Below are 23,042 nucleotides of genomic sequence, written 5' to 3'. Positions count from 1 at the left end.
GGGTCTGGGGGTTGATGGATGCGGTGCGGACGTCGTCGGCTGCGGTACCGGCCCAACCGGCCGGCGCACTCGCGCTGTACAGTGTGGCACGTCACCGCCCGCGGTTCCACTCGGGCGGCCAGGGACGCGGCAGCCGGATGCGTACGACGGCGGGAGGCGCCGCCGTCGTACGCCTTCTCTCCCAGGCTGCTCCCTATCCGTCACTCCCGGCACGCTTTTGGCTCGCCTCAACGTGGGAAACCGCGGATTGTAGGGAAAATACAACGGGAGGCAGCCCAAAAGGGTGCCTCCCGTGACGCCCGGCGGATGCGCTAGTGGGCGGGGACCTGCATGGATTCCTCGCCCTCCGGGGCAGCATTCTGGTCCGTCAGCTTCTTCTTGGGCAGGGCGAAGCTGATGAGGAAGGCCACTGCAGTGAGCGCCGAAGCGGTCAGCATGACCACGTCGATCGAGTGCGCGAACCCTTCGGTGATGGGCCGCGTCAGCGTGCTGTTGGCGGTGTGCAGCCAGCTGGTGTCATTGAGCGACTCGTTGGACCCTCCCTGCTGGAAGAACTCGTACAGCTTGGCGTTGGCCGGGTCCGCCGCGACTGCCGGGTCCTGCAGGACGGCCAGGTAGGCGGGGTCCGCCATCGCGGTCTTCATGCTGTCCGCGATGCGGTTCGCGGCGAGGCTGAACAGCATGGAAATGAACACCGCCGTGCCCACCGCGCCGCCCATGGAGCGGAAGAACGCGGCGGAGGACGTGCCCACGCCCATGTCCCGCGGCGGGACGGAGGTCTGCATGGCCAGGGTGAGTGGCTGCATGCAGAAGCCCAGGCCCATGCCGAAGAAAACGGCAATGAGGCCGGGAACCCAGAGCCCGGTGTCCACGCCCAGCGAGAAGCCCATGACCAGGGCGGCCGCGGTAAGGAGGGCGGTGCCCATGATGGGGAAGATCCGGAAGGTGCCGGACGCGGAAATGGTGCGGCCGGCCGTGATGGAGCCCGCCAGGATGCCCACGGTAAAGGTGATCATCATCAGGCCGGCTTCCGTGGGGGTCAGGCCCTTCACCAGCTGCAGGTACAGCGGCAGCATCGCGATGGCTCCGAACATCCCGATGCCGATGATGAAGTTCAGCAGCGAGGACAGCCCGAAGGTGTTGTTCCGGAAGAGCCGCAGCGGGATCAGAGCGTAGTCGCCCGCACGCTTCTCGGCCAGCAGGAACCAGACAATGCCGGCAACTCCCAGCCCGTAGCAGAGGAAGGAGTTCAGGGAGGTCCAGCCCCAGCTGCGGCCCTGCTCCGCCACCAGCAGCAGCGGCACGATGGCCAGGGTGATGGCCGCCGCGCCCCAGTAGTCGATCTTCTGCTTCACGTGCTTGGCCGGCAGGTGAAGGAAGAGGAAGACCACTGCCAGCGCGGCCAGGCCGATGGGCAGGTTGATGAAGAAGACCCAGCGCCAGCCGTCGAACCCCAGGATGGTGGCGGAACCGGCGAACGCGCCGCCCACCACGGGGCCGAGCACGGAGGAGATGCCGAAGACGGACATGAAGTAGCCCTGGTACTTGGCCCGGTCCTTGAGCGAAACGATGTCCCCGATGATGGTCAGCGCCAGGGCCAGCAGGCCGCCGGCACCGAGGCCCTGGACGCCGCGGGCCAAGGCCAGTTCGGTCATGGAGTTGACCGAGCCGGCGTACAGCGAGCCCACCAGGAAGATGCCGATCGCCGTGAGGTAGAGCGGGCGGCGGCCGAAGATGTCGCTCAGCTTTCCGTACAGCGGGGTGCTCACGGTGGAGGTGATCAGGTAAGCCGTGGTGGCCCAGGCCTGCAGCGAGAGGCCGTCCAGGTCATTGGCGATGGTGTAGATGGAAGTGGACACGATGGTCTGGTCCAGCGAGGCCAGGAACATGCCCAGCATCAGGCCCACCATCACGGTGACGATTTGGCGCTGGGTCAGCGTTTCGCCGGCGCCGGGCGCGGCAGAGCGTGTGGACATGGGTGCTCCAGGGAAAGAAGGGGAATCGAGCGTTGATAGTTGCTCTCAGTAACTATCTTAGGCCCGGTTTTCTTCCCGGTGTCGGCAGATTCTTCCTGCTGGCCCTTTAGCGCTCCACCAGGATGCCGTCCGGATCGCACCAGATCATGGCCCCGGCCCGGATGGTCACACCGTCGATCACCACGTCCACATCCACCTCGCCGGCGCCGTCCTTGGCACTCTTGCGCGGGTTGCTGCCCAGGGCCTTCACGCCCAGATCCAGCGCCGCGATTGCCTGGCGGTCCCGGATGGCGCCATTGATGACGACGCCGGCCCATCCGTTGGCCACGGCGCTCTCCGCGATCATGTCCCCCATCAGTGCCGTGCCCAGCGAGCCGCCGCCGTCCACCACAAGCACCGCACCGTTTCCCGGGGTGGCGAGCGTGGCCTTGACCAGCGCGTTGTCCTGGAAGCAGCGGATGGTCCGCGCCTTGCCGCTGAAGTGGCTCCGCCCGCCAAGGGACTGGAACTGCAGCGACACCGAGGCCAGTTGCCCGCCCCGTTCGTCGTAGAGGTCTGCTGTGTTGATGGGCTGGCTCATGCGTCTCCTTAGTGCGGGTCCCTGCGGTGGCCGGTTTACGGCCCACGATAGTCTGACTCCTAACATCACCGCCGCACCAGGGGAAGCACGCCATGAGTCTGCCCGATACTCCCGCTCCGGCGGATCCTGCGGCCGCGGCGCTCGCCGAGCCCACCCGGAGGGTCACGGCCCGCTGGGTCGCAGGCCTGGTGCTGGTCAACGTGGGCATCAACGCCGCGTTCTTCGGCCCCATCAACGTCTTCATCGGCCAACAGGCCATCAGCATTGACGCCCCCAGCAAAGAAGCGATCCTGTCGCTGGTCACTGCGTGCGGCGCTGCGGTGTCCCTGGTGGCCAACCCGCTTTTCGGTGCGTTTTCGGACCGCACCACGTCCCGTTTCGGCCGGCGTTCCCCCTGGGTGCTGGCCGGCGCCGTCCTGGCAGCGGCCGCGCTGCTGGCGATGTCCGGCGCCGCGGCAGTGGCCCTGATGGTGCTCTTCTGGTGCCTGGTCCAGCTGGGCGCCAATGCGGCCTACGCCGCCATCACCGCTGCCGTTCCGGACCGCGTTCCGGTTCCCCAGCGCGGCGGAGTGGGCGGCCTGGCCGCCATGGGGCAGACGCTGGGCATCCTGACGGGGGCAGTGTTCGGTGCCGTGGTCTCCGGAAACTTTATGGTGGGGTACTGGCTCTGCGCGGCGGCGCTGCTGCTGTCCGTGCTGCCGTACCTGTTCCACCGGAACGACCCGGTCCTGCCCGCTGGCGCCCTGCAACCGTTCCGGCCGGCGGATTTCCTCCGGGGGTTCTATGTCAGCCCGCGGCGCTACCCGGACTTCGGCTGGGCCTGGCTCACCCGGTTCCTGGTCAACGTGGGCAACCAGATGACCATCGTCTACCTGCTGTTCTTCCTGCGGGACATCATCAAACATGACGATCCGGCCACCGGAGTCCTTATCCTCACCGGCATCTACGCGCTGATGGTCATGGTGACGGCGGTGCTCGCCGGACCCTGGAGCGATCGGGCGGGACGGCGGAAGCCCTTCGTCATCGGCTCATCGGTAACCATCGCCATGGCGGGCGCCATCATGGCGTTCTTTCCCGTCTGGCCGGGTGCGCTGGCCGGCGCCGCGGTGTTGGGCATCGGGTTTGGTGCTTACCTCGCTGTGGACTTTGCCCTGCTGACCCAGGTGCTGCCGCAGGCTGCCCACCGCGGCAAGGATATGGGGGTGATCAACGTGGCCAACTCCCTGCCGCAGGTAGTGGCGCCGGGTCTGGCTTTCCTCTCGGTCCAGTTCCTGGGCGGCTACGCCACGCTGTTCCTGGCGGCGGCCGTCATCGGCCTGCTGGGGGCCGTCTTCGTGGTGAAAATCAAGGGCGTGGCCTGATCTTTTTTGCCGCTTCAAAAGGACCTGGAACAGCTGGAAGCTAAGGCGCCTGACTAATTACGCAACGGATCCGTGCCGTATAGTTAATCCGGATTGCAGGCGGTCCGTTATGGCGAAGGTCCCGACTGCTGCAAACGTCGAAACCAACCCCGGAACATGATGCCTGAGACTTTTCCAGATCATCCGCCCATGGCCGCCCGACCCTCCGCTCCGAGGCAGCGGCTGCGCTACTCCCGCATTCTGGAGGTGGCGGGCAGTTTCGCCCGTAAGGGGCTGTGCGACGTGGAGCTTACCGACGTGGCGGCCCAGGCCGACGTTCCGCTGGGCACCATGTACCGCTACTTTCCCACGCGGACGCACCTGATGCTGGCCCTGTACCGCCATCAGCTTGAGGAGCTGGCGGCCGCGAGCCGGGTGCTCACGCCGCGTTTCAGGGGCCGCGGGCTCACGGGGCTGGTGATGGAGATCTTCCACATGCGGGTCATGCAGCCGGCCGTCGAACAGTGCCTCAGCCGCGGCGTCTACCTGCCGCACCATGACGCCACGGCCCTGCTGCGCGAGATCGACGAGCTCAGTGAGCGTGCGGTTGCGGAAGCCTGTGGCGACCGGACCTCGGCACGCATTCTGCTCCTGGCGGTCACTGGTCTGGTCCAGTCCGTCCGAAACCGTCGGTTGTCCCTTTTTGAGGCCGAAGAGGACCTCAAAAAGGCGTGTTCGCACCTCTCATCGGGAGACCGCGTGGGCTACACACTCCATCAAAGCGCGTAACCGGTCTAGACCAAACAGGCAATAAATCCGCCATAATCGCATGACGTAAGTCACATCCGGACGCGATAAAACGGTTTGGCTTGGGGTTACGCGTGTCAAGAGGGACGCCCTCCGTTTTTCGCTTGCCTACGATTGCTGAAAGCGAAGCCACAGGACGCATCCCCGCAGCTTCCACGGACCCGCCACCCCTGGGTTTCCTGACGCAACTTTTCCTCGCCGGCGCCCGTGCGCCGCAGCCGCCACGTGCCGTCTGTAGATGGCCAGCACCAGGAGACAACGACGTGTCCATTGACGCCATCAGCACCACCGACAATTCCGCAGCCACCGCGTTGACCGAGGCAGAGATCTTCGAAGCCCACCAGGGCGGCAAGCTCTCAGTCAGCAGCACCGTTCCGCTGTCCAACAAACGCGACCTTTCCATCGCCTACACGCCGGGTGTAGCCGAGGTCAGCCGGGCCATCCACGCCACACCCGAACTCGCCCGCACCCTGACCTGGGCCGAGCGCCTCGTCGTCGTGGTCAGCGACGGCACGGCCGTCCTGGGCCTGGGCAACATCGGCGCCAGCGCGTCCCTTCCCGTCATGGAGGGCAAGTCCGCCCTGTTCAAGACCTTCGGCGATCTCGACTCCATTCCGCTGGTCCTCAACACCACGGACGTGGACGAGATCGTGGAAACCCTGGTCCGCCTGCGCCCCAGCTTCGGAGCCGTGAACCTGGAGGACATCTCCGCCCCGCGCTGCTTCGAGCTCGAAGAAAAGCTCATCGAGGCCCTCGACTGCCCGGTCATGCACGATGACCAGCACGGTACCGCCGTCGTTGCCCTGGCTGCCCTCACCAACGCCGCCAAGGTGACCGGCCGCGGGCTGGAAGGCCTCAGGATCGTCGTTTCGGGCGCCGGCGCTGCGGGCGTCGCCGTAGCCGAAATCCTCCTGGCTGCCGGCATCCCGGATGTGGTGCTGCTGGACTCCCGCGGTGTCATCAACAGCGGACGCCCCGACCTTGCCGCCGATGCAGGCAGCAAGAAGGCGGACATCGCCGGACGGAGCAACCCCCGCGGCATCAGCGGCGGACCGGCCGAGGCATTGGCCGGGGCTGACGTCTTCATTGGTGTCTCGTCCTCGAAGCTGGCCGAGGAGCACCTGCAGCTCATGAACCAGGACGCCATCGTGTTCGCGCTGTCCAACCCGGACCCCGAAGTCCTCCCCGAGGTCGCCGCCAAGTACGCGGCGGTGGTGGCCACGGGCCGCAGCGACTTCCCCAACCAGATCAACAACGTCCTGGCCTTCCCCGGAATCTTCCGTGGCGCGCTGGATGCCGGCGCCCGGCGCATCACCCCGGCCATGAAGCTCGCCGCGGCGAACGCCATCGCGGAACTCGCGGCGGAGGACCTCTCGGCTGACTACATCGTCCCCAGCCCGCTGGACCCGCGCGTCGCTCCCGCCGTCACCGCGGCGGTGGCAGCAGCCGCTGCCGAATAAGCACTCCAGGGGGATGAGCACGACGGCGGCGCCTCCTCACGCAAGGAGGCGCCGCCGTCATGCATCAGCACCGGAAAGTGCCATCCACCGCCGGCCCTAGACTGAAGCCCATGAACTCCGAGACCGTGGTGACTATCCTGTGCGGCCTGGCGATCCTGGTGGGGGTGGCGGGTACCGTCATTCCGGTCCTGCCCGGCAGCATCCTGATCGGGGCTGCCCTCCTCACGTGGGCCATCTGGGGCGGTGCGGGCACCGTCGGGTGGGTGGTGTTCGCCGTCGGCATGCTGTTCGTTGCCGCGGGGATGGCCGCCAGTGCCGTGCTGACCGGCCGGAAGCTGAAGCAGCACGCGATTCCCGGGCACAGCATCGTCGTGGGCATCGTGGCAGGTGTTGTGGGCATGTTCATCATTCCCGTGGCCGGCCTGTTCATCGGTTTCGCGGCCGGGCTGCTGCTCAGTGAAGTGGCCCGGACGCGGAACCTTGGCACGGCGGCCACGTCCAGCTGGGCGGCGCTCAAGGCGACCGGCCTGGGCATGCTTGCCGAGTTTGGACTGGCCTGCCTCGCCGCGAGCACGTGGGTGGCGGGCGTATGGGTGGCGGCGCTGAACGGCTGACCCGTGGACGCAGTCGGGGGCGCCGTTACGATAGGAAGATGACCGCCGGCGAGACTGCACCGATTTTTTGGGACAGCCGGGACCTGACCCCGTTCGGCCCGCTGCAGGTGCGCACGCCGGTCCACGACCTCGCCGGCGGAGTGGGTGAATTCATGACGGGCGTGCTCGGCGCCCGCCACCCGGCGCTGCTGGCGGTTGACGGCCCGGTCCCGCGCCCCCGGCTCCTTCTCCCCAGGCCCGCCAAGGCAGTCCACCAGGCCATCTTCACCAGCCGAGAACCGGGCGCGCTGATCGCGCTGGCACGCGCCAACCCCGGCTGGGCAGGCCTCTGCTACCTGATGGCCGGGCTGCTCGGCTACCAGCACGGCGGCTACCTGCGCGCATCGGAGCTGCTCCAGCGCGGGCTGGCCACCAGGAACGACGACGACGCCAACCGCTACTCCTCCACCTACCTCACGCGCGTGGTCACCCGGGTCGAGGTCGCCGAACGCCTGGCCGTCCCCGTCCTCTTCAGCGAGGAATCAGTCTTCCTGGCGCTGGCGCATTCGTTCCGCGAGACCGGCCGGACGGAAGCGGCGCTGGAGGCACTGACCGGGCTGCCGCCGTCGCTCCCCACCGCGCTGGCCCGCTGCACCCTTGCCCTTTCGCTGGGCCGGAGCCGCACCGTGATTGACTGGACCGACGGGCTTTTGAACGCGGACGATCTCTCCGCCGCGCTCCTGCTGGTGCGCGCACGTGCACTGCGCCGGGAAGGCCGCTTCGAGGCTGCACAGCAGGCCATCGCCGAAGTATTGCGGCGCCGCAAGACCCACTATGTGCTCCGGAATGACGCGCTGACCGACCGTGCGCTGCTGGTCCTGGACTCCTCCCGACGCTCGCTCCATCCGCGGGACTGGCGCAGGAAGCATCCGGATCCCGTGCCGCAGAAGGAGATCGAGGCTCCGGTGCCCATCCGCAAGGACCAGGAACTGCGCCGGATGTGGGAACAGGACTGGCGCCGGCTCAGCGATGACTAGGCGCGGGCAAGGATCTGTTCGCCCAGCAGCGCCAGGCCAAGGATCACCATAATCACCCCGCTGGCGAGGGTGACGGCGCGCGCGGCCCCGGGCCGGCTCTGCAGCAGCGTCCGGGACAGCAGTGCCACCGCCGTATAGATGAACGCGACCAGCAGTACGAACGTCAGCCCCAGCAGGCCCGACTGCACCGGAACCGGCAGCGCTGCCTCCGCACTGACGAACTGCGGCACCAGGGCCACGAAAAACAACAGACCCTTCGGGTTGATGCCGCTGGTGCCGACGCCCTGCAGGAAGGCTTTCAGTTGGGTCCCGCCGGAACGCCCGGTGCGGGAACGTTCGTCGCCGGCTCCCGCGCTGAAGGTGGCCCCGCGCCACGAGCGAAGGGTGCTGACGCCAAGCCACAGCAGGTACACGGCGCCGGCCATGGTGAGCCAGCCGAGCACGCCGGGCATACCGGCCAGCAGCGCGGCGAGGCCCGCCACCAGCAGGACGGTATGCAGGACGTAGCCACTGCACAGGCCGGCGACGGCCGGGACGAAGCTGCGCTGCCGGAGGCCCGCGCTGATGGTGAACGCCCAGTCCACTCCCGGAGTGCAGGCCAAGGCAACCGCCACCGCGATAAAGGCCAGGAACAGCTCGGGGTTCATGGGATTCTCCTGTCGGGATGTCGTATTGCACAAACCTTAGGAAGTTTCGGGGCGAAAGTGCTGTCCCTTTTTTGCCGCCCTTCCGAGCGGGGCAGTAGCATTATTGCGTGATTGACCATATAGACAGGAATATTTTGCGTCACCTCCGCGAGGACGGCCGGATGACTGCCACGGCCCTGGCCGCGCAGGTGGGTTTAACGGTGGCGCCGTGCCACCGCCGGCTGCGCGATCTGGAGCAGTCCGGAGTGATCCGGGGCTACAAGGCGGACATCGACCCGGCCGCCGTCGGCCTCGGGTTTGAAGCGATTGTCTTTGTCACGCTGCGCCAGGTGGACCGGCCCACGATGGAAATTTTCGAGGGCCGCGTCGCGGGCCATCCCAACATCGTGGAGGCGCAGCGGCTGTTCGGCTCGCCAGACTACCTGCTGAAGGTCATCGCCGAGGATCTTCCCGCCTACCAGCGGTTCTACGACTCTGAACTCACGTCCCTCCCCGGCGTGGAACGGCTCACCTCCACGCTGGTGATGAAGACCGTGAAATCCAACTCCGGACCCCCGGTGTAACAGCGCCTACGCCTGCAGCAGGCCGGTGGTGCGGTACGGGATGACCTCGCGGAGGAACATGCTGGTGGAGGTCCGCACGATGCCCGGGCACAGCCGGATCTCCTCGGACACCCGGTAGAGGTCGTCCGGGCTGGTGGCCACCACCCGGATCAGCAGGTCGGTGTCGCCGGCGGGGGCGTGGCACTCCAGTACCTCCGGGATGTTCCGCAGCGCCGCGATGGCCTCGTTGAGGTGGCTCTGGTCCAGTTCTGCGCTCACGGAGGCGGCAACACCCCGGCCCAGCGCAGCGGGCAGCACCCGGCTGCTGTGCGGGCGCAGGGCGCCGGACGCGGTCATCCGCTCCAGCCGGGACTGCACCGTGCCGCGGGCCAGTCCCAGGCGCTGGGCCAGCACCATGATCGGTACGCGCGGGTCATCGTCCAGTGCGTTGAGGATACGACGGTCGGTAGCGTCGAGTTGCTGCAATCTGATCACTTTCCTGCCGAACGGTCGCTGTAGTATTGGTCAAATTGACCAATCGGGTGGGGGCTCGTTGCACCAACTGTAGGCTTGCTGCTGAAATGTTGGCAACAGGGCAACGGCTACCGCCGGAGCCCGCGGGCTAACAGGCTTTCCGGCACACCACCCGGCAGCTGGATCCGCTTCCCGCAAGGAGGCTGCCGCTGATGACTCTTGTTCACGCATCGTCATTCCGCACCACGATGGCAAGAGCCCCTGAGCCACCGATCGCCGGACGCACCGGCTTTATCGGTAGCTGAGGGGCTCTTGCCTTGCTGCGGCTAGGGTGGATCCATGATCCCAGCCGGCCGCTTCGCCCCCAGCCCGTCCGGTGAACTGCACGTAGGGAACCTGCGCACCGCCATCCTCGCCTGGCTTTTTGCCCGTTCCACCGGCCGCCGGTTCCTGCTCCGCGTGGAGGACCTGGACCGCACCCGCTCCGGGGCGGAAGCGCTGCAGCTGCGGGATCTTGCCGCGATCGGGCTTACGTGGGACGGCGAGCCGGTACGCCAGACCGCCCGCGGTTCCCTCTACGACGACGCGATCGGGCGGCTCCGCGCCGCCGGTCTCACCTACGAGTGCTTCTGTACCCGCCGGGAAATCCAGGAAGCCCCTTCGGCGCCGCACGCGCCACAGGGCGCCTATCCGGGAACCTGCCGGAACCTCGATCCGGCGGAACTGGAGTTCAAGCGGTCCATCCGGCCTGCTGCGGTCCGACTCAGGGCGGAGGTCCAGGAGTGCACCGTCCGGGATGTTCTGCGCGGGGCATATACCGGGGCGGTGGACGACTTTGTGCTGCGCCGCAATGACGGTGTGACGGCCTACAACCTGGCCGTCGTCGTGGACGACGCTGCCCAAGGCATCGACCAGGTGGTTCGAGGGGACGATCTGCTCTCCTCTACTCCGCGCCAGGCTTACTTGGCAGCGCTTCTTGATATTCCGGTTCCGGAGTATGCGCATGTGCCCCTGGTGGTAAATCACGACGGCGCCCGGCTGGCCAAGCGCGACGGTGCCGTCACGCTGGGCGACCTGACCGCAGCCGGCGTGCCGGTAGAGGCAGTGCGTGACCGGCTTTTAGAGTCGCTGGGCCTCCCCGGCGGAAGACTGGAACGGGCGCTTGCGGGGTTCCGGCCCGAGGCCCTCCCGCGGGAACCATGGGTCTGGCCCGGATCCTGACCTCCCGGCCGGCGCGTAGGGTGGAGCCATGTCCGCACCAGAATCCGAAGAATCAAACGCCCCGCAGTACCGGTTCACCGTGGAAACCGCCAAGGTCCTGGCCGAGGTGGCCCACAACCGGCAGAAGGACAAACTGAAGCGCCCTTACCGTGAGCACGTCCTTGCCGTCGGGGACGCCCTCGCGGACTTCGACGACGAGATCCGGATTGCCGGCTATCTCCATGACATCGCCGAGGACACGCCGATGACGCGGCAGGCACTGTTGGAGATGGGCGTGCCCGAGCGTTCCGTGGACATCATTGAGCGGGTAACCAACCGGCTGCACAGCAACCCGGACGACTACCAGGCTGGGATCTCCGAGATCGCGCGGGACCACGACGCAGCCCTGGTCAAGATTGCGGACAATGCGCATAACTCACTTCCGGAGCGGGTCCAGGCGCTGGCGGCGAAGTGGCCGGACAAGCCGCCTGTGACCAAGTACCGCGATGCCCGGCCGGTGCTCTACGCCGCCGTGGACGTGGAAGAGGTCCGGAAGATCCTGGCCCGGGCCAACCCGTGGCTGCTGGAGCAGTTCGATGCCCAGCTGGATGAGGCGGACGACACGGATTACGGGAACCTCCGTTACGACGGCGGAAGCGGAGCCTAGCGGCCCTTATACTCGGCCCAGGGCGTCGATGTCCTCGAGGAAGTCCTGATGCACTTCGGCGCTGACGGTGGTCCGGGTCTCGCTGATGGCGTCCAGGTAATCCTGGGTGGAGGGCCCCTTCCGCACCGCCTCGCGGACGGAAGGCGTCCCGCCGGAAGCCAGCCCGCCGTCGTCGTACACTGCTTTCTCGAGTGCCCGCTGGGAGGCGCTGCGGGCCGCGTACTCGATATCCGCGGGGGAGAATCCTTCGGTCTTTTCCACCAGCAGCGCCACGTCCACAGCGTCCACCACGGGGGCTGGGATGAAGCGCTGCCACATGGCTTCGCGGGCCTGGCGGTCGGGCAGGCCGATGGGAATGACGTAGTCGAACCGGCCGTGACGCAGGAAGGCCGAGTCCAGCGCGCGGATGAAGTTGGTGGCGCACACCAGGAGGCGGCCGGGCTGCTCACGGAACGCCGGGATGATCTTCAGCAGCTCGTTGGTGACGCCCTGGAGGGGGGACGGCGGCTCACCGGACCGCTGCGACGCGATCTCCTCCACCTCGTCTATGAACACCACGGCATGTTCCAGCTCCGCGATTTCCAGGAAAGTTTCGCGAAGGGCCCCGGCGAGGCCTTGGGGGTCCGCGGCGAGCCTGGAGGGGAATACTTCGACGAACGGCCACTCGAGGCGGGACGCGATAGCCTTGGCAAAGGTGGTCTTGCCGGTGCCGGGCGGGCCGAAGAGCACCACGGCCCGCGGCGGCACGACCCCGAACTCGTCGGCCAGGTCCGCCTCGGCCAGGGGAAGCACCAGGCGCCGCTCCAGCAGTTCCTTCTCCCGGCGCATGCCGGCCACGTTTTCCCACAGGTCCCGTGCCAGGATGCGGCCGCCCAGCTGGCCGAGCGCCCCGAGTTCCTGCCGCTGCACGGGGATGGTCCGCTCGAAGTACCGCAGGTTCTTCTTCAGGGCGAAACCGCGGCCAAGGAAAGGCTCCACGCGGGTTTCGGATTCCGGCATCAGCGCGGACAGCTTGTTCAACCCGTGCGGCGCCATCCGGTTTTCGACGGCGGCCAGCAGCGAGGTGCCGATCCCGCGGCCGCGGAATTCGGGGAGGGTGGCCAGGAAGACGATCCAGCCCTGGTCATGCGCGGCGCGTCCGACGGCGGCACCCACCACCTGCTCGCCGAGCACCGCCACCACGGCATGGTCCTTTTCGCAGGATGCCAGTACCTCGGACAGCGCGTACACGGGCTCTACATTGGTTGCCTTGAGGGTTTCCCAAAGGTGCAGGATTCCGTCCAGGTCAGCCGAGTGGAAGTCCCTGATCCGCCAGGTGGTCATATGCGTATCTCCCGTGGTTCGTCATTGAGCCAGCGCGCCAATACTGCCGAGCATAGGCGAGCACCCAACGCGGGGTCACTTCCGGCCGCCGAAAGGACGGATATTGGGCCGGATATGACCCCGCGTTGCACTGGGCAGACGTCACGTCGCCGCGGGCATGGGCGCTGCCGCCATAGGGTTCCGCCGTGACGGCACTACTTGAACGTTGCCGCCGGCGGGTTGGCGACCACGGGGGAGAGACCGGTGTGCCCGTCGCGCGTTTCGGCGATCTGGCGGATCCGGGTGCGGCATGCGTACCAGCCGAACACCATCAGGACGGACGCGACGGCCGTGACCAGCATGGTCAGGGGGGAATCGATGAAGACCATAACCAGCACGCCCACCAGGAACAGCAAGGACAGGTAGCCGGTGTACGGGGCACCGAACATCCGGAATGACGGCCGCTTGACCCAGCCGTTGTCCGCCCAGCGCTTGAGCTGCAGCTGGCAGAGCACGATGGTGGCCCAGGTCATGATGATGCCTACGGACGCGACGTTCAGGACAATCTCGAAGGCGTCTGCAGGGACCAGGTAGTTCAGCGGGACGCCCAGCAGCGACACGCCCGCGGTGATGGCGATGCCGCCGTAGGGCACGCCGGCTTTGTTCATCCGGGAAGCAAATTTCGGGGCGGAGCCGTTGACGGACATGGAGCGGAGGATCCGGCCGGTGGAGTAGAGCCCGGCGTTGAGGGAGGACAGGGCCGCCGTAAGGACCACGAGGTTCATGATGACGTCCACGCCCTGGATGCCGATGGAACCGAAGAACGTCACAAAGGGGCTGACGCCTTTCTGGTACGAGGTGAAAGGCAGGAGCAGGGACAGGAGGATGACCGAGCCGACGTAGAACACGGCGATGCGGAAGACCACGGAGTTAATGGCCTTCGGCATGATCTTCTCCGGGTTCTCCGTTTCGCCGGCCGCGGTGCCCACCAGTTCAATGGAGGCATAGGCGAACAGGACGCCCTGCATGAGGATGATCATGGGCAGCAGACCGTTGGGGAAGATGCCGCCGTTGTCAGTCAGCAGGCTGAAGCCCACTTCCTGGCCGTTCACCGGCGTGCCGAAGATGACGAAGTAGGTGCCCACGACGAGGAAGGCGACCAGCGCCGCGACCTTGACCAGGGCGAACCAGAATTCCATCTCACCGAAGACCTTAACGGACACGAGGTTCAGTGCAAGGACCACCACCAGGGCCATGAGGGCCCACGCCCACTGCGGGACCGCGGCCATCCACGGAATGTAGTTGCCGAAGAAGTTCATGTAGAGGGCCGCCGCGGTGATGTCCACGATGGTGGTGGTAGCCCAGTTGATCCAGTAGAACCAGCCTGACACGAAAGCGGCCTTCTCGCCGTAGAACTCCCGGGCGTAGGACACGAACGATCCTGAGGAAGGGCGGTGCAGCACCAGTTCGCCCAAGGCGCGGAGGATCAGGAAAGCAAAGAAACCGCAGACGGCGTAGGCGATCACCAGGGAAGGGCCTGCCGCGTTGAGCCGCCCGCCCGCGCCGAGGAACAGGCCGGTGCCGATGGCGCCGCCGATGGCGATCATCTGGATCTGCCGGGGCTTCAGGTTCTTGTGGTAGCCCTTGTCCTCGGCGTGCAGTGCGGTTTCGCTCGCATGGGATTGGGGCGGGATGGTGTGGTCAGTGATGGGGGAGTTCGTCATAGGGAGTTCCTTAGGTGGTGCTCAGGTTGGCCAGGCGTTCGGGGCTGAGGAGTTCCTGGAGCCGGGCATCCGTGAGGAGCCCGCGCTCGAGGACCAGTTCAGCCACGCCCTTGCCGGTGGCGAGCGCCTCCTGGGCAATGGCGGTTGCCGTGGCGTAGCCAAGATGGGGGTTGAGCGCCGTCACCAGGCCGATCGACTGCTCAACGGTGAGCCGAAGATGGGCGGTGTTGGCGGTGATTCCCCGGATGCAGCGTGCCGTGAGGGTGCGGCACGCGGCTTCCAGGTGGGAGATGCTCTTGTGGAGGCTGTGGACGATGATGGGCTCGAAGGCGTTCAGCTGAAGCTGGCCGGCTTCCGCGGCCATGGTGATGGTGACGTCGTTGCCGATGACCTCGTAGGCCACCTGGCTGACCACTTCCGGTATCACCGGGTTGATCTTGCCGGGCATGATGGAGGAGCCGGACTGGACGGCCGGCAGGTTGATTTCGCCGAACCCGGCGCGCGGGCCGGAGGACAGCAGGCGGAGGTCGTTGCAGATCTTGGAAAGCTTGACGGCCACGCGCTTCAGGACTCCGGACAGGTGCACGAACGCGCCGACGTCCTGGGTGGCTTCGATCAGGTCGGGTGCCGTGACCAGCGGCAGGCCGGTCACCTCGGCGAGGTGCCGGCAGGCCGCCTCGGCGTAGCCGGCATGAGCGTTCAACCCCGTTCCGATCGCCGTGGCGCCCAGGTTGATCTCGTGGACGAGCAGTTCAGCCTCGGCCAGGCGGAGCCGGTCCTCGCCAATGGTTACGGCGTAGGAGCCGAACTCCTGGCCAAGGGTCATGGGAACCGCGTCCTGAAGCTGGGTGCGGCCCATCTTCACGACGGTGCGGAACTCCACCGCCTTGGCTGCGCACGCGTCTTCGAGTTCTTCGAGGGCGGCCAGCAGCTCCCGCGCGGCAAAGATCGTGCCGAGCTTCACCGCAGTGGGGTAAACGTCGTTGGTGGACTGGCTGAGGTTGACGTGGTCGTTGGGGTGCAGCCGGGAGTAGTCGCCCTTCGGCCGGCCGAGGATTTCCAGGGCCCGGTTGGCGATGACCTCGTTGGCGTTCATGTTCGACGACGTCCCGGCGCCTCCCTGGATCACGTCCACCACGAACTGATCGGCCAGGCGTCCTTCCAGGATGTCCTGGCAGGCCTGTTCGATGGCTGTTGCGCGTTCCGCGTCGAGCAGGCCCAGGCCCCGGTTGGCGCGGGCTGCGGCCAGCTTCACTGCGGCCAGTCCGCGGACCAGGTGGAGGTTGGAGGCCAGGGGCTGGCCAGTGATGGGGAAGTTTTCGACTGCGCGGAGCGTGTGGACGCCCCAGTAGGCGGCGGCGGGTACATCGCGGTCGCCGAGCAGATCGTGCTCGGACCGGGTTTCCGCGGCGGTGTCTGTGATGGTCATGGGGTCCTCACGAAATGGGTTGGGGTCTAGGACAGGAAGTCGGTGGCCTGCAGCAGGCCGACGCGGCGTCCGCCACCGAGCACGGGCGCTGCGGCGATGCCGGCCAGCGGGGCGGTATCCACGCCGAGGGCATCGAGCAGGGCGACGGTCGCGGGCATCCGGGCACGGTCACCGCCGTCGGAAATCTTCACCGCGGTGGCGCGGCCGTCCGGGAGCCCCACCAGCTGGACACCTTCGAATCCGTCCTTCGCCACGGCGCCCGGAAGCCGCCGCATCAGCTCGGTGACGTCCCGGCGCTCGCCGGCCACCATCACGGGGTGATGCTGCATGGCGAGTCCGACGGCGGCCTCGGCGCCCAGGGAGGCCGGTCCGCCGTCGTCCGCGTCTTTCCGGATTGCGGCGGCACGTGCAATCCGGCCGAAGGCGCGGGCCATCGCGCGCAGGGTCAGCGCGAACAGTGGAGTGCCGCAGCCGTCCGTGCTGCGGGCGAGCGGTTCCTCGCCGGTCAGTTCCGTGATGGTGGCGGCGATGAGCTGCTGCAATGGATGCGACGGGTCCAGGTAGCCGCGCACGGGCCAGCCGTTGATGACGCAGGTGGCAGCCATGGCGGCGTGCTTGCCGGAGCAGTTCTGGGTCAGCCGGGTGGCGTGGAGGCCCGCCTGCAGCCACGCTTCGCGCTCGATGATGCCGTAGGGCAGGTCGGTGCTGTTTTCCAGGTCGTGGATGGTCAACCCGTGCATGGCGAGTATCCGCTGGGTGCCGCTGCGGTGCCGGGTGCCGCCCGAGTGGCTTGCCGAGGCGAGGGCCAGCAGGTCCGCCGGAAGTTGCAGGCCGGCGCGGAGCATGGCCACCGCCTGGAGCGGCTTGAGCGAGGAGCGGGGGTAGAACGGGGCAAGGGGGTCGCCCGCAGCGGCCAAGGTGGTGCCGTCCGGGGCGGTGGCGACCGCGGAGCCGTAATGGATGCTTTCCACGACGCCGTCCCGGATTGCGGTGACGAGGGGTGCGTGCTGCGGAAGCGCGGCAGCGGCCAGGGCAGGGGAAGGTGCGGGGGAGAGCATGGGTTCCTTGTCGGGTGCTACTTGTGGTTGAGGATTGTTCCGAGAGTGCGGTCCACGGCGTCCAGGTGCCGCGCCATGGCGGCCCGTGCGTCGTCCGCGGAACCGGACTCGATGGCGGCGAGGATTTCCTGGTGTTCAACGTCGGAGTCGTGTTGCCGGTCCGCCACGATGTTCAGGGTTTCGGACTGGTGGGCCAGGGCGCTGCGGATCTCCGCGACAACACTGGCGAAGACTTTGTTTCCGCTGGCGGCGGCAATGGCAGCGTGGAAGCTGGAGTCCAGGGCCACCCAGGATTCAGGATCGGACTCGGTGGCCATGGCGGCAACAATGCTGCGGAGGGTGTCCAGCTCCTCGTCGGACCGGCGCTCGGCCGCAAGGCCTGCGGCAGGGACTTCGATGTGGGGACGGGCTTCGGTGAGGTCGCGGGCGGAGTATCGGCCCAATGTGAGGTCATTGGCCACCGTGTTGGCCACGACGAAAGTGCCCTTGCCCGTCTTGGTGACCGTCAGGCCGAGCGCAGTGCAGGACCGCAGCGCTTCCCGGATCACCGAGCGGCTGACACCGTACTGCTGGGCCAGCGTTGCCTCGGCGCCGAGTTTGCCGCCGACGGGGACGATACCCGCTTCGATGTCTTTGCGAATCGCGTTGAACACCGCCTCGGCAGCGCTGAGGCGGGCGAGCGGCGAGGCCGCAGGCTGTCCTGCTGTCCGGCTGTCTGACAGGTTCATGGTTTTAAATATGGCAGGGGTCACAGGAGGTGTCAATTCCCCGGGGCCCAAGGTCCTGGGTGAACTTTCAGTATTCATCCCGGAAAACCGTGCCGTCTCAAGGTCCCGCCCGGTAGCCTCCTGCCATGGAGGAACTGTCAAGCGTCACCCGCAATGAGGCCCGCGCCAGGGTCGAGGCATTCGTGGCCGATTTCCATGCAAGGTGGCAACGGTCGGGCAAGTCGCCGGACCCGTCCGGATTCGACCCCCGGGTGTTCGAAACCTGGGCCGCCGAGCTGTCTGGCCTGCTCGCCACCCATTGCACGCCGGGAATGCGTACCGGCCGGGAAGGCGCACTGTCTTCCAGTCCCGCGCACCACCCGGGCGCCGAGCAGATCACCGACGTCGAGGTGGACGAGGACACCGCGACGGTGCGCTCAGTTATTCACGGTGCAGGGAACAACCCCTACTACTACAAGTACCAATTGCGGCGCGGCGATGACGGCTGGCGGATCTCCCGGCTCTCGACTTTCCTCAACCCGCCCGGAGCCCCGTTCGTCGATCCGGCCCGGGCCAAGGCACTCATGCTCGGTGCAACATCCGAAGCCGCCCTGCCCGACCTGCCAGCCCATCTGGAGCTCGACGTGCCGGGGCTGTTTACAGCTGGCCGTATGGCCGGACCATTCGAAAACCCGGCGCCGATCGAAGTACTCCACCTGGGTAATCTCACCTGCGCCTCGGGCGTGCTCGCAGTCTTGGACTTGGGTTTTGGAGACGCCCACTTCGTCCCGTTGGCGCGGCGCATAGTGCCGGGGACGTACCCCGTGGAAGTTGCAACGGTTTCGGAGGTGACTGTCGCCGTGCGGCTGCGGCTCTCCGAGGCGCCAGCGGTCAGCTGGCATCCGGCCGAGTTCACCGACGGCACGCGCAGTGTGGGGGTCGACGTCGGAAGCGTTGCGCTCCTGGATGCCGGGTCGCTTGTGCAATGCCAGGCCCAGCGCATAGAGGAGCTGCTTCAAGAGCATGCGGCACTGCTCGTGGGAGCGCCGGGGACAATGTTCGGCCTCGCCGGCGAGGCAATGGATGCGGTCATGGTCTCGAGCGGGTACGGGGACGGGACCTACCCCTGCTACTGGGGTGTGGCCGCCGACGGAGGTCTCACCTCCCTCCTTGTGGATTTCCGGGTGCTCGCAGAGGACATCGTGCGCGCCACACGCGTGCCGTTCCAACCCGGCCCGGTCAGCAGCCCTGAACTCGCCGGCCTCGAACTGCAGATCGCGGCCTATGACAGGGCGTTCGTCATCAGCAGCAGGGGTGGGGATGTCACCGGTCTGCGCGTTGTGGCACCGGACGGCACGCTCCTCATGGACGGTAACCGTCTCGGCACCTTCATCACCGAAGGTAGGTCCAGCAAGACCTGGCGTCCTGACGCGGCTCCCCCGCCCGGCTCGATACTCGAGGTCACCCGGTATCTCGGCTACCGGCACATCTAACGCGCTCGATTTGTCTACCTGGAACGTGATTTCACCTGTGATCACCCGAGTGCGTTTAGTGCCCCATATGGGTGCGCATGAACCCCTATGGACCCGTTCCGGCACGTTCGTACCGCATCCGCCCTTTGCGGGGAAGTACGGTCCGGCCTAGAGTTGAGCCAGACCAATATCGGTACGTTCGTGCCTAAGGAATTCAACATGACCGGCTCATTTGCAGAAAAGGTCGCTGCCGAGGTGCGCGGCCGCCGGGCAGTCCTCCGGCTGACCCAGCACGATGTCGCCGATATGGCAGGCGTCTCCGAGCGTTTTGTCCGTTTCGTGGAGAAGGGAAAGTCGAGTGTCCAGCTGGACTCGCTGCTTGCAGTGCTGGACACGCTGGGCCTGGAATTATCGCTCGGCACCCGCACCAGCCAGGCCGCACGCACGCACGCCGACCACACCGCCCAGAACGGCGTCGAGCAATGAGGCACCGCGTCGCGGACATCTATAAGGCCGGCGTCCTTGCCGCGCGTCTGGAACGGCACGACGGCGGCACCCGCTTCAGCTACCTGCCCGCGTACCTCGAGACCGGGGGACCCGCCGTCGCCACGTCCCTGCCGCTCAGCAGCGAACCGGTGCTGTCCGCGGCAGGTGCCGCCCCGCCGTACTTCACCGGACTCCTGCCCGAGGGCCGCCGCCTGAATGCCCTGCGCCGCTCCATCAAGACCAGCGCTGATGACGATCTGTCCCTGCTCATCGCCGCCGGCGGAAACCCGGTGGGGGACGTGCAGATCGTGGGGCACGGGGAGCCCTTGGATCCCGATGACCACGCGGTCCGGCTTAATCCAAAGCAGCCCGTGGACTTTGACCAGCTGCTGGGGGATCCCGACCTGATCGATCCGGTGGCCCTGGCGGGCGTTCAGGACAAGATGTCCGCCGGAATGATCTCGGTGCCGGTGTCCGCCACCGGCCGCCAGTTCATCCTCAAACTCAACGCCCCCGAGTATCCGCACGTGGTTGAGAACGAGCTGGCGATGTTTCGCTATGCGGCCAGGCTGAGGATCCCGCTAAGCCGGGTCCGGCTGATCCGGGACGTCGCCGGCCGGCCGGGGCTACTGGTGGAACGCTTCGACCGGGTGCCGCTTCCCGGTGGCGGCCTTCAGGGAGTGCAGCGGCTGGCGGTGGAGGACGGAGCCCAAGTGCTGAAGCTCTATCCGGCTGACAAGTACAACGTGGGGTACGGCCAGGTCTGCCGGGCACTGGCCGACTATTGCTCGGCGCCGATGCCTGCGCTCAGGAACCTTGCAATTCAGGCCGCGTTCGCCTGGCTGACCGGAAACGGCGACCTTCATGCCAAGAACGTCTCAATGGTCCAGCAGCCGCACGGCGAATGGACCATGGCCCCCGTCTACGACATTCCCTCCACCGTGGTCTACGGTGACAAAACTCTTGCGCTGGCCCTCAACGGCAAGCGGACGGGCATCTCCCGCCGCCACTTCCTGGGCTGGGCCGCGGAGCTGGGCCTGACCGACCGCACGGCCGCCCAGGTGGTGGATACTGCCCTGAAAGCGTCCGGCCCGCTCATCGGTGACCTTGAGTCCGGTGCTGCTTTTGCTGGCGGCGCAGGCCTGGCAGGAACGTCCGACGGCGGCGGTTCGCCGTTTCCCGATCTCGTCACCAGGGCGTGGGTTAAGGAGTTGAAACACCGGCGGAGGCTGCTGGAGGGTTGAGCAGGGACTGGGGAGGCTGCTACAAGTGCTGGATACCCGCCCGCTGCATGGCGTCCTTGTAGATATCCACGTTCTTGGTCAGGAGCTCTTCCTGCTTGGCCTCCGAGACTGCAAACGCGCGGCCGCCCAGGGCGCTGGCCTTGTAGATCTTGATTCCGCTGTTCTTCAGCGACGAGTGATAGGTCTTCTCGAAAAGCGTGAGGAACGCTGAAGCATCCGTACCGTGCGCAATGATTGCCGAGACACGGGAGTTGATCTTGAGGAACTGGCGGAACGGGCGCAAGCCGTCTGTCTTTTCCTGCACGCTCAGGGCCGACGGCATGCCGGGATCCCGCACCCACGGGTAGGCGTTCCAGGGCATGACGTAACGCGGGTCCAGTTCTGCTAATTCGTAGATCTGGGTGGCGCGCCGGGCGGCCTCGTCGTCGTTGTTATGGGAGACAAAACCTGATTCGGTGCCCTTCCCCGGACTGATGTGGAGGCTGACGATCCGGCATTCGTCTTCATCGTGGATTGGGTCGATGTACGGGACGGTAGAGCCCGGCTTCTTTTCCATCAATTCATCGCAAAGCTGGGTTACCTTCGCGATGTTCGGTTCCTGTAGCAGGGCCTTTTTTTCGTCCCAGTCAATCGTCACGATGTCTCCCTCGGCAGCAAGGCGTCCAGAATCAGGCGTCTTATGCCACTCTACGCTTTCACTGCTGGAGGTGGGCAGGGGAAGCCGGAGGCACCGCCTCTCAACCGGCGTCTGCCGTGAGAGTCAGGCGGGAACCGGCAGTTGGTGATCCGTGGGTGTTGCTGTTTCCCGCGACCTTGTTCCCGACGGCGGCGCTGTTCCCGGCAGCGGTGGTGCTGTTGAGCGGTAGCCGTGACCGGTGGGGGTGCGCAGCTCCACCGTGTGCCGGGGCCCGGGCACAGCCGCGGCCGACCAGCCGGGGGACTCTTTGGCGTGGTTGCAGGCTGCACACAGTCCCTGGCCGTTCCTGGCAGTGGCGTGGCACCGTCCCGGCACCACGCCACGATATGGTCGTGGTGGCGGATGGGCGCGTCGCAGTACGGCGTGCGGCAGACGTCGTCGCGCACCTGGAGCATGCGCCGGAGACCCGGCGGAAAGAGCCGGGCCCGGGAATCCAGCGCAACCAGTTCCCCGCCACCCGGGGCTGTGTAGAGCCGCCTGAGGAAGACTGCCGGGGCGGAGATGGCGTCCGGCGCCGGGATCTCTTCCCGGGCGGAGAAACCTTGTGCGCCGGAAAATGCACCGCCGGAAAACGCCGTGCCGGGTACTGCACCGGCGAGTGACGGCTGCACGTGCTCTTTCCGCCGGAATGATGCCGTAACCGGCCAACCGGGCGGGCTCGGAGTCGCCCTGGAAGAGGGTGCGGTCAGTCATGACCAGCTGGATCTCGATGCTCGTGACGCCTCCCGGGGTGCCGGTAACGCGCTCCACCAGCGAATCGGCCATGATCTGTTCCCTGGAACGGCCGTCTCCGGCCGAGCGCAGCGAATCAGCCTCCCGTGTGAGCGCGGCATGCACGGCCACGCCCTGGGCGACGGGAAGCAGGGCAGTCAGGTAGGTCATGGTGTCCGGTGCAGGCCGGAGGCTCTCACGGTGCGTTCCGATGCGGCATGGCTGGCCCGCTGGGCGACGGACCGTGGGTCCCGCCGGTAGGCTGCCGCACGGACTGCAGCAAGGATGGTGCGGTCGCCCGCGCCGGCGAGGCCGCCGGCGTCTGCTCCCAGTTCCTCGTCTACGGCGCACCGGTCAGCGGCGGGCAGGCACGCGGTTTCCCGCACAAAAAGGGTGGTGCGCCATTCATTGAGCTGTCCGCCCTCTAGGGCGGCGAGCGTGTGGGGCATCTCCGTGACCAGCGCCCGGGCCAGGCCCAGCAGCCTTCCGCCCCGGGCCGGGGATTCCCGACGCGCCAAGGCAATCTGCGCCGCAACACCCCGTCCCACCTCACCGGAAGGGAGGCCTGCAGCGGCCTGGGCGCGACGCTCAGCAGCATCGAAAGTGACGGCGATCCGGGCCTGGAGCGCGGTGGCGGCGGATTTCAGATCTTCCAGTAGGCGCAGTTGATCAATCATGCCTGGCCCCTCTGCGGCAACGGGCACGCGGTCCAACAGCTCCAGGACGTCTGGAACCGCGGGGAGGCCGCGGCTTTCGGCCTCCTCCACCCCTGCTGGTTCCCTGAGCATCACCATGAACCAAGTCTTCCAGCCCGTGCAGCCAACTTCCCGTAAGCATCAGGCCTATGTGGAAAACCCGCCCTCTGTGGAAAACCAGTGGTTTCCAGGCT

Annotated in this window: 21 protein-coding genes and 1 pseudogene; 11 read left to right on the top strand and 11 right to left on the bottom strand. The window is 66.9% G+C overall.

The window, feature by feature from the left end; all coding sequences use genetic code 11:
* Positions 1 to 311: 311 nt before the first annotated feature.
* Together ACIQCN_RS05955 and rraA are read right to left on the bottom strand one after the other, a co-directional pair.
* The gene (locus ACIQCN_RS05955; protein ID WP_400609908.1) at positions 312 to 1,976 is read right to left on the bottom strand and encodes an MDR family MFS transporter; all 1,665 of its coding nucleotides are present in this window, start codon (positions 1,974 to 1,976) and stop codon (positions 312 to 314) included.
* Between the two features lie 106 nt (positions 1,977 to 2,082).
* Positions 2,083 to 2,556: a ribonuclease E activity regulator RraA gene (rraA, locus tag ACIQCN_RS05950; RefSeq protein ID WP_400607345.1), complete on the bottom strand. Its 474-nt coding sequence runs from the start codon at positions 2,554 to 2,556 to the stop codon at positions 2,083 to 2,085.
* 92 nt (positions 2,557 to 2,648) lie between these two features.
* Here rraA and ACIQCN_RS05945 point away from each other — a divergent pair, with 92 nt between their 5' ends.
* From ACIQCN_RS05945 to ACIQCN_RS05925, 5 genes are all read left to right on the top strand, one after another.
* Complete coding sequence (locus tag ACIQCN_RS05945; protein WP_400607347.1) at positions 2,649 to 3,917, top strand: MFS transporter; 1,269 nt, start codon at positions 2,649 to 2,651, stop codon at positions 3,915 to 3,917.
* Positions 3,918 to 4,076: 159 nt separating this feature from the next.
* Positions 4,077 to 4,685 carry a TetR/AcrR family transcriptional regulator gene (locus ACIQCN_RS05940; RefSeq protein WP_400609907.1) on the top strand — a complete coding sequence of 203 codons (609 nt, stop codon included), beginning with the start codon at positions 4,077 to 4,079 and terminating at the stop codon, positions 4,683 to 4,685.
* Positions 4,686 to 4,966: 281 nt separating this feature from the next.
* Complete coding sequence (locus ACIQCN_RS05935) at positions 4,967 to 6,163, top strand: NADP-dependent malic enzyme (RefSeq protein WP_400607351.1); 1,197 nt, start codon at positions 4,967 to 4,969, stop codon at positions 6,161 to 6,163.
* 110 nt (positions 6,164 to 6,273) lie between these two features.
* Entirely contained in the window at positions 6,274 to 6,777 is a 504-nt protein-coding gene (locus ACIQCN_RS05930; protein ID WP_400609906.1) for a DUF456 domain-containing protein, read from the top strand.
* Between the two features lie 38 nt (positions 6,778 to 6,815).
* Positions 6,816 to 7,793: a tetratricopeptide repeat protein gene (locus tag ACIQCN_RS05925; protein ID WP_400609904.1), complete on the top strand. Its 978-nt coding sequence runs from the start codon at positions 6,816 to 6,818 to the stop codon at positions 7,791 to 7,793.
* Here ACIQCN_RS05925 and ACIQCN_RS05920 read toward each other — a convergent pair.
* On the bottom strand, positions 7,790 to 8,440 hold the full coding sequence (locus ACIQCN_RS05920; RefSeq protein ID WP_400607356.1) for a LysE family translocator: 651 nt from the start codon (positions 8,438 to 8,440) through the stop codon (positions 7,790 to 7,792). The two genes, ACIQCN_RS05925 and ACIQCN_RS05920, sit on opposite strands and share 4 nt — an antisense overlap.
* A 107-nt stretch (positions 8,441 to 8,547) precedes the next feature.
* On the opposite strand from ACIQCN_RS05920, the gene ACIQCN_RS05915 reads away from it, so the two are divergent.
* Positions 8,548 to 9,003: an Lrp/AsnC family transcriptional regulator gene (locus tag ACIQCN_RS05915; RefSeq protein ID WP_400609902.1), complete on the top strand. Its 456-nt coding sequence runs from the start codon at positions 8,548 to 8,550 to the stop codon at positions 9,001 to 9,003.
* 6 nt (positions 9,004 to 9,009) lie between these two features.
* Here ACIQCN_RS05915 and ACIQCN_RS05910 read toward each other — a convergent pair whose 3' ends face one another.
* The gene (locus ACIQCN_RS05910; RefSeq protein WP_400607360.1) at positions 9,010 to 9,468 is read right to left on the bottom strand and encodes an Lrp/AsnC family transcriptional regulator; all 459 of its coding nucleotides are present in this window, start codon (positions 9,466 to 9,468) and stop codon (positions 9,010 to 9,012) included.
* A gap of 327 nt (positions 9,469 to 9,795) precedes the next feature.
* Here ACIQCN_RS05910 and gluQRS point away from each other — a divergent pair, with 327 nt between their 5' ends.
* The gene (gluQRS, locus tag ACIQCN_RS05905) at positions 9,796 to 10,677 is read left to right on the top strand and encodes a tRNA glutamyl-Q(34) synthetase GluQRS (RefSeq protein WP_400609900.1); all 882 of its coding nucleotides are present in this window, start codon (positions 9,796 to 9,798) and stop codon (positions 10,675 to 10,677) included.
* A 28-nt stretch (positions 10,678 to 10,705) separates the two neighbouring features.
* Positions 10,706 to 11,323: an HD domain-containing protein gene (locus tag ACIQCN_RS05900; protein ID WP_400609898.1), complete on the top strand. Its 618-nt coding sequence runs from the start codon at positions 10,706 to 10,708 to the stop codon at positions 11,321 to 11,323.
* A gap of 6 nt (positions 11,324 to 11,329) precedes the next feature.
* Here the strand turns inward: ACIQCN_RS05900 and ACIQCN_RS05895 are convergent, their stop codons facing one another.
* The 5 genes from ACIQCN_RS05895 to ACIQCN_RS05875 form a co-directional block, all read right to left on the bottom strand.
* On the bottom strand, positions 11,330 to 12,646 hold the full coding sequence (locus ACIQCN_RS05895) for an ATP-binding protein (RefSeq protein WP_400607368.1): 1,317 nt from the start codon (positions 12,644 to 12,646) through the stop codon (positions 11,330 to 11,332).
* Positions 12,647 to 12,840: 194 nt separating this feature from the next.
* Positions 12,841 to 14,349, bottom strand: a complete 1,509-nt coding sequence (locus tag ACIQCN_RS05890; RefSeq protein WP_400609897.1) for an amino acid permease — start codon at positions 14,347 to 14,349, stop codon at positions 12,841 to 12,843.
* A gap of 10 nt (positions 14,350 to 14,359) precedes the next feature.
* Entirely contained in the window at positions 14,360 to 15,778 is a 1,419-nt protein-coding gene (locus ACIQCN_RS05885) for an aspartate ammonia-lyase (RefSeq protein ID WP_400609895.1), read from the bottom strand.
* Between the two features lie 26 nt (positions 15,779 to 15,804).
* Positions 15,805 to 16,836: an asparaginase gene (locus tag ACIQCN_RS05880; RefSeq protein ID WP_400609893.1), complete on the bottom strand. Its 1,032-nt coding sequence runs from the start codon at positions 16,834 to 16,836 to the stop codon at positions 15,805 to 15,807.
* Positions 16,837 to 16,853: 17 nt separating this feature from the next.
* The gene (locus tag ACIQCN_RS05875; RefSeq protein ID WP_400609891.1) at positions 16,854 to 17,564 is read right to left on the bottom strand and encodes a FadR/GntR family transcriptional regulator; all 711 of its coding nucleotides are present in this window, start codon (positions 17,562 to 17,564) and stop codon (positions 16,854 to 16,856) included.
* Positions 17,565 to 17,689: 125 nt separating this feature from the next.
* Here ACIQCN_RS05875 and ACIQCN_RS05870 point away from each other — a divergent pair, with 125 nt between their 5' ends.
* The 3 genes from ACIQCN_RS05870 to ACIQCN_RS05860 all read left to right on the top strand — a co-directional run bounded on the left by ACIQCN_RS05870 (position 17,690) and on the right by ACIQCN_RS05860 (position 20,745).
* Complete coding sequence (locus ACIQCN_RS05870; RefSeq protein WP_400609889.1) at positions 17,690 to 19,036, top strand: DUF4241 domain-containing protein; 1,347 nt, start codon at positions 17,690 to 17,692, stop codon at positions 19,034 to 19,036.
* Between the two features lie 198 nt (positions 19,037 to 19,234).
* Entirely contained in the window at positions 19,235 to 19,501 is a 267-nt protein-coding gene (locus tag ACIQCN_RS05865) for a helix-turn-helix transcriptional regulator (RefSeq protein WP_400609887.1), read from the top strand.
* The gene (locus ACIQCN_RS05860; protein ID WP_400609885.1) at positions 19,498 to 20,745 is read left to right on the top strand and encodes a type II toxin-antitoxin system HipA family toxin; all 1,248 of its coding nucleotides are present in this window, start codon (positions 19,498 to 19,500) and stop codon (positions 20,743 to 20,745) included. The genes ACIQCN_RS05865 and ACIQCN_RS05860 overlap by 4 nt, the downstream gene beginning before the upstream one ends.
* Positions 20,746 to 20,764: 19 nt before the next feature.
* On the opposite strand, the gene ACIQCN_RS05855 is transcribed toward ACIQCN_RS05860, so the two are convergent.
* Complete coding sequence (locus tag ACIQCN_RS05855; RefSeq protein WP_400609883.1) at positions 20,765 to 21,382, bottom strand: uracil-DNA glycosylase; 618 nt, start codon at positions 21,380 to 21,382, stop codon at positions 20,765 to 20,767.
* Between the two features lie 123 nt (positions 21,383 to 21,505).
* A pseudogene (locus ACIQCN_RS05850) lies at positions 21,506 to 22,947 on the bottom strand (HNH endonuclease).
* Positions 22,948 to 23,042: the final 95 nt, after the last annotated feature.

This window comes from Pseudarthrobacter sp. NPDC092424 (genome assembly GCF_044754925.1).
Lineage (GTDB): Bacteria > Actinomycetota > Actinomycetes > Actinomycetales > Micrococcaceae > Arthrobacter.
Note: the sequence above shows the minus strand (reverse complement) of the source record. Positions and strands in the feature narration are given on the sequence as shown.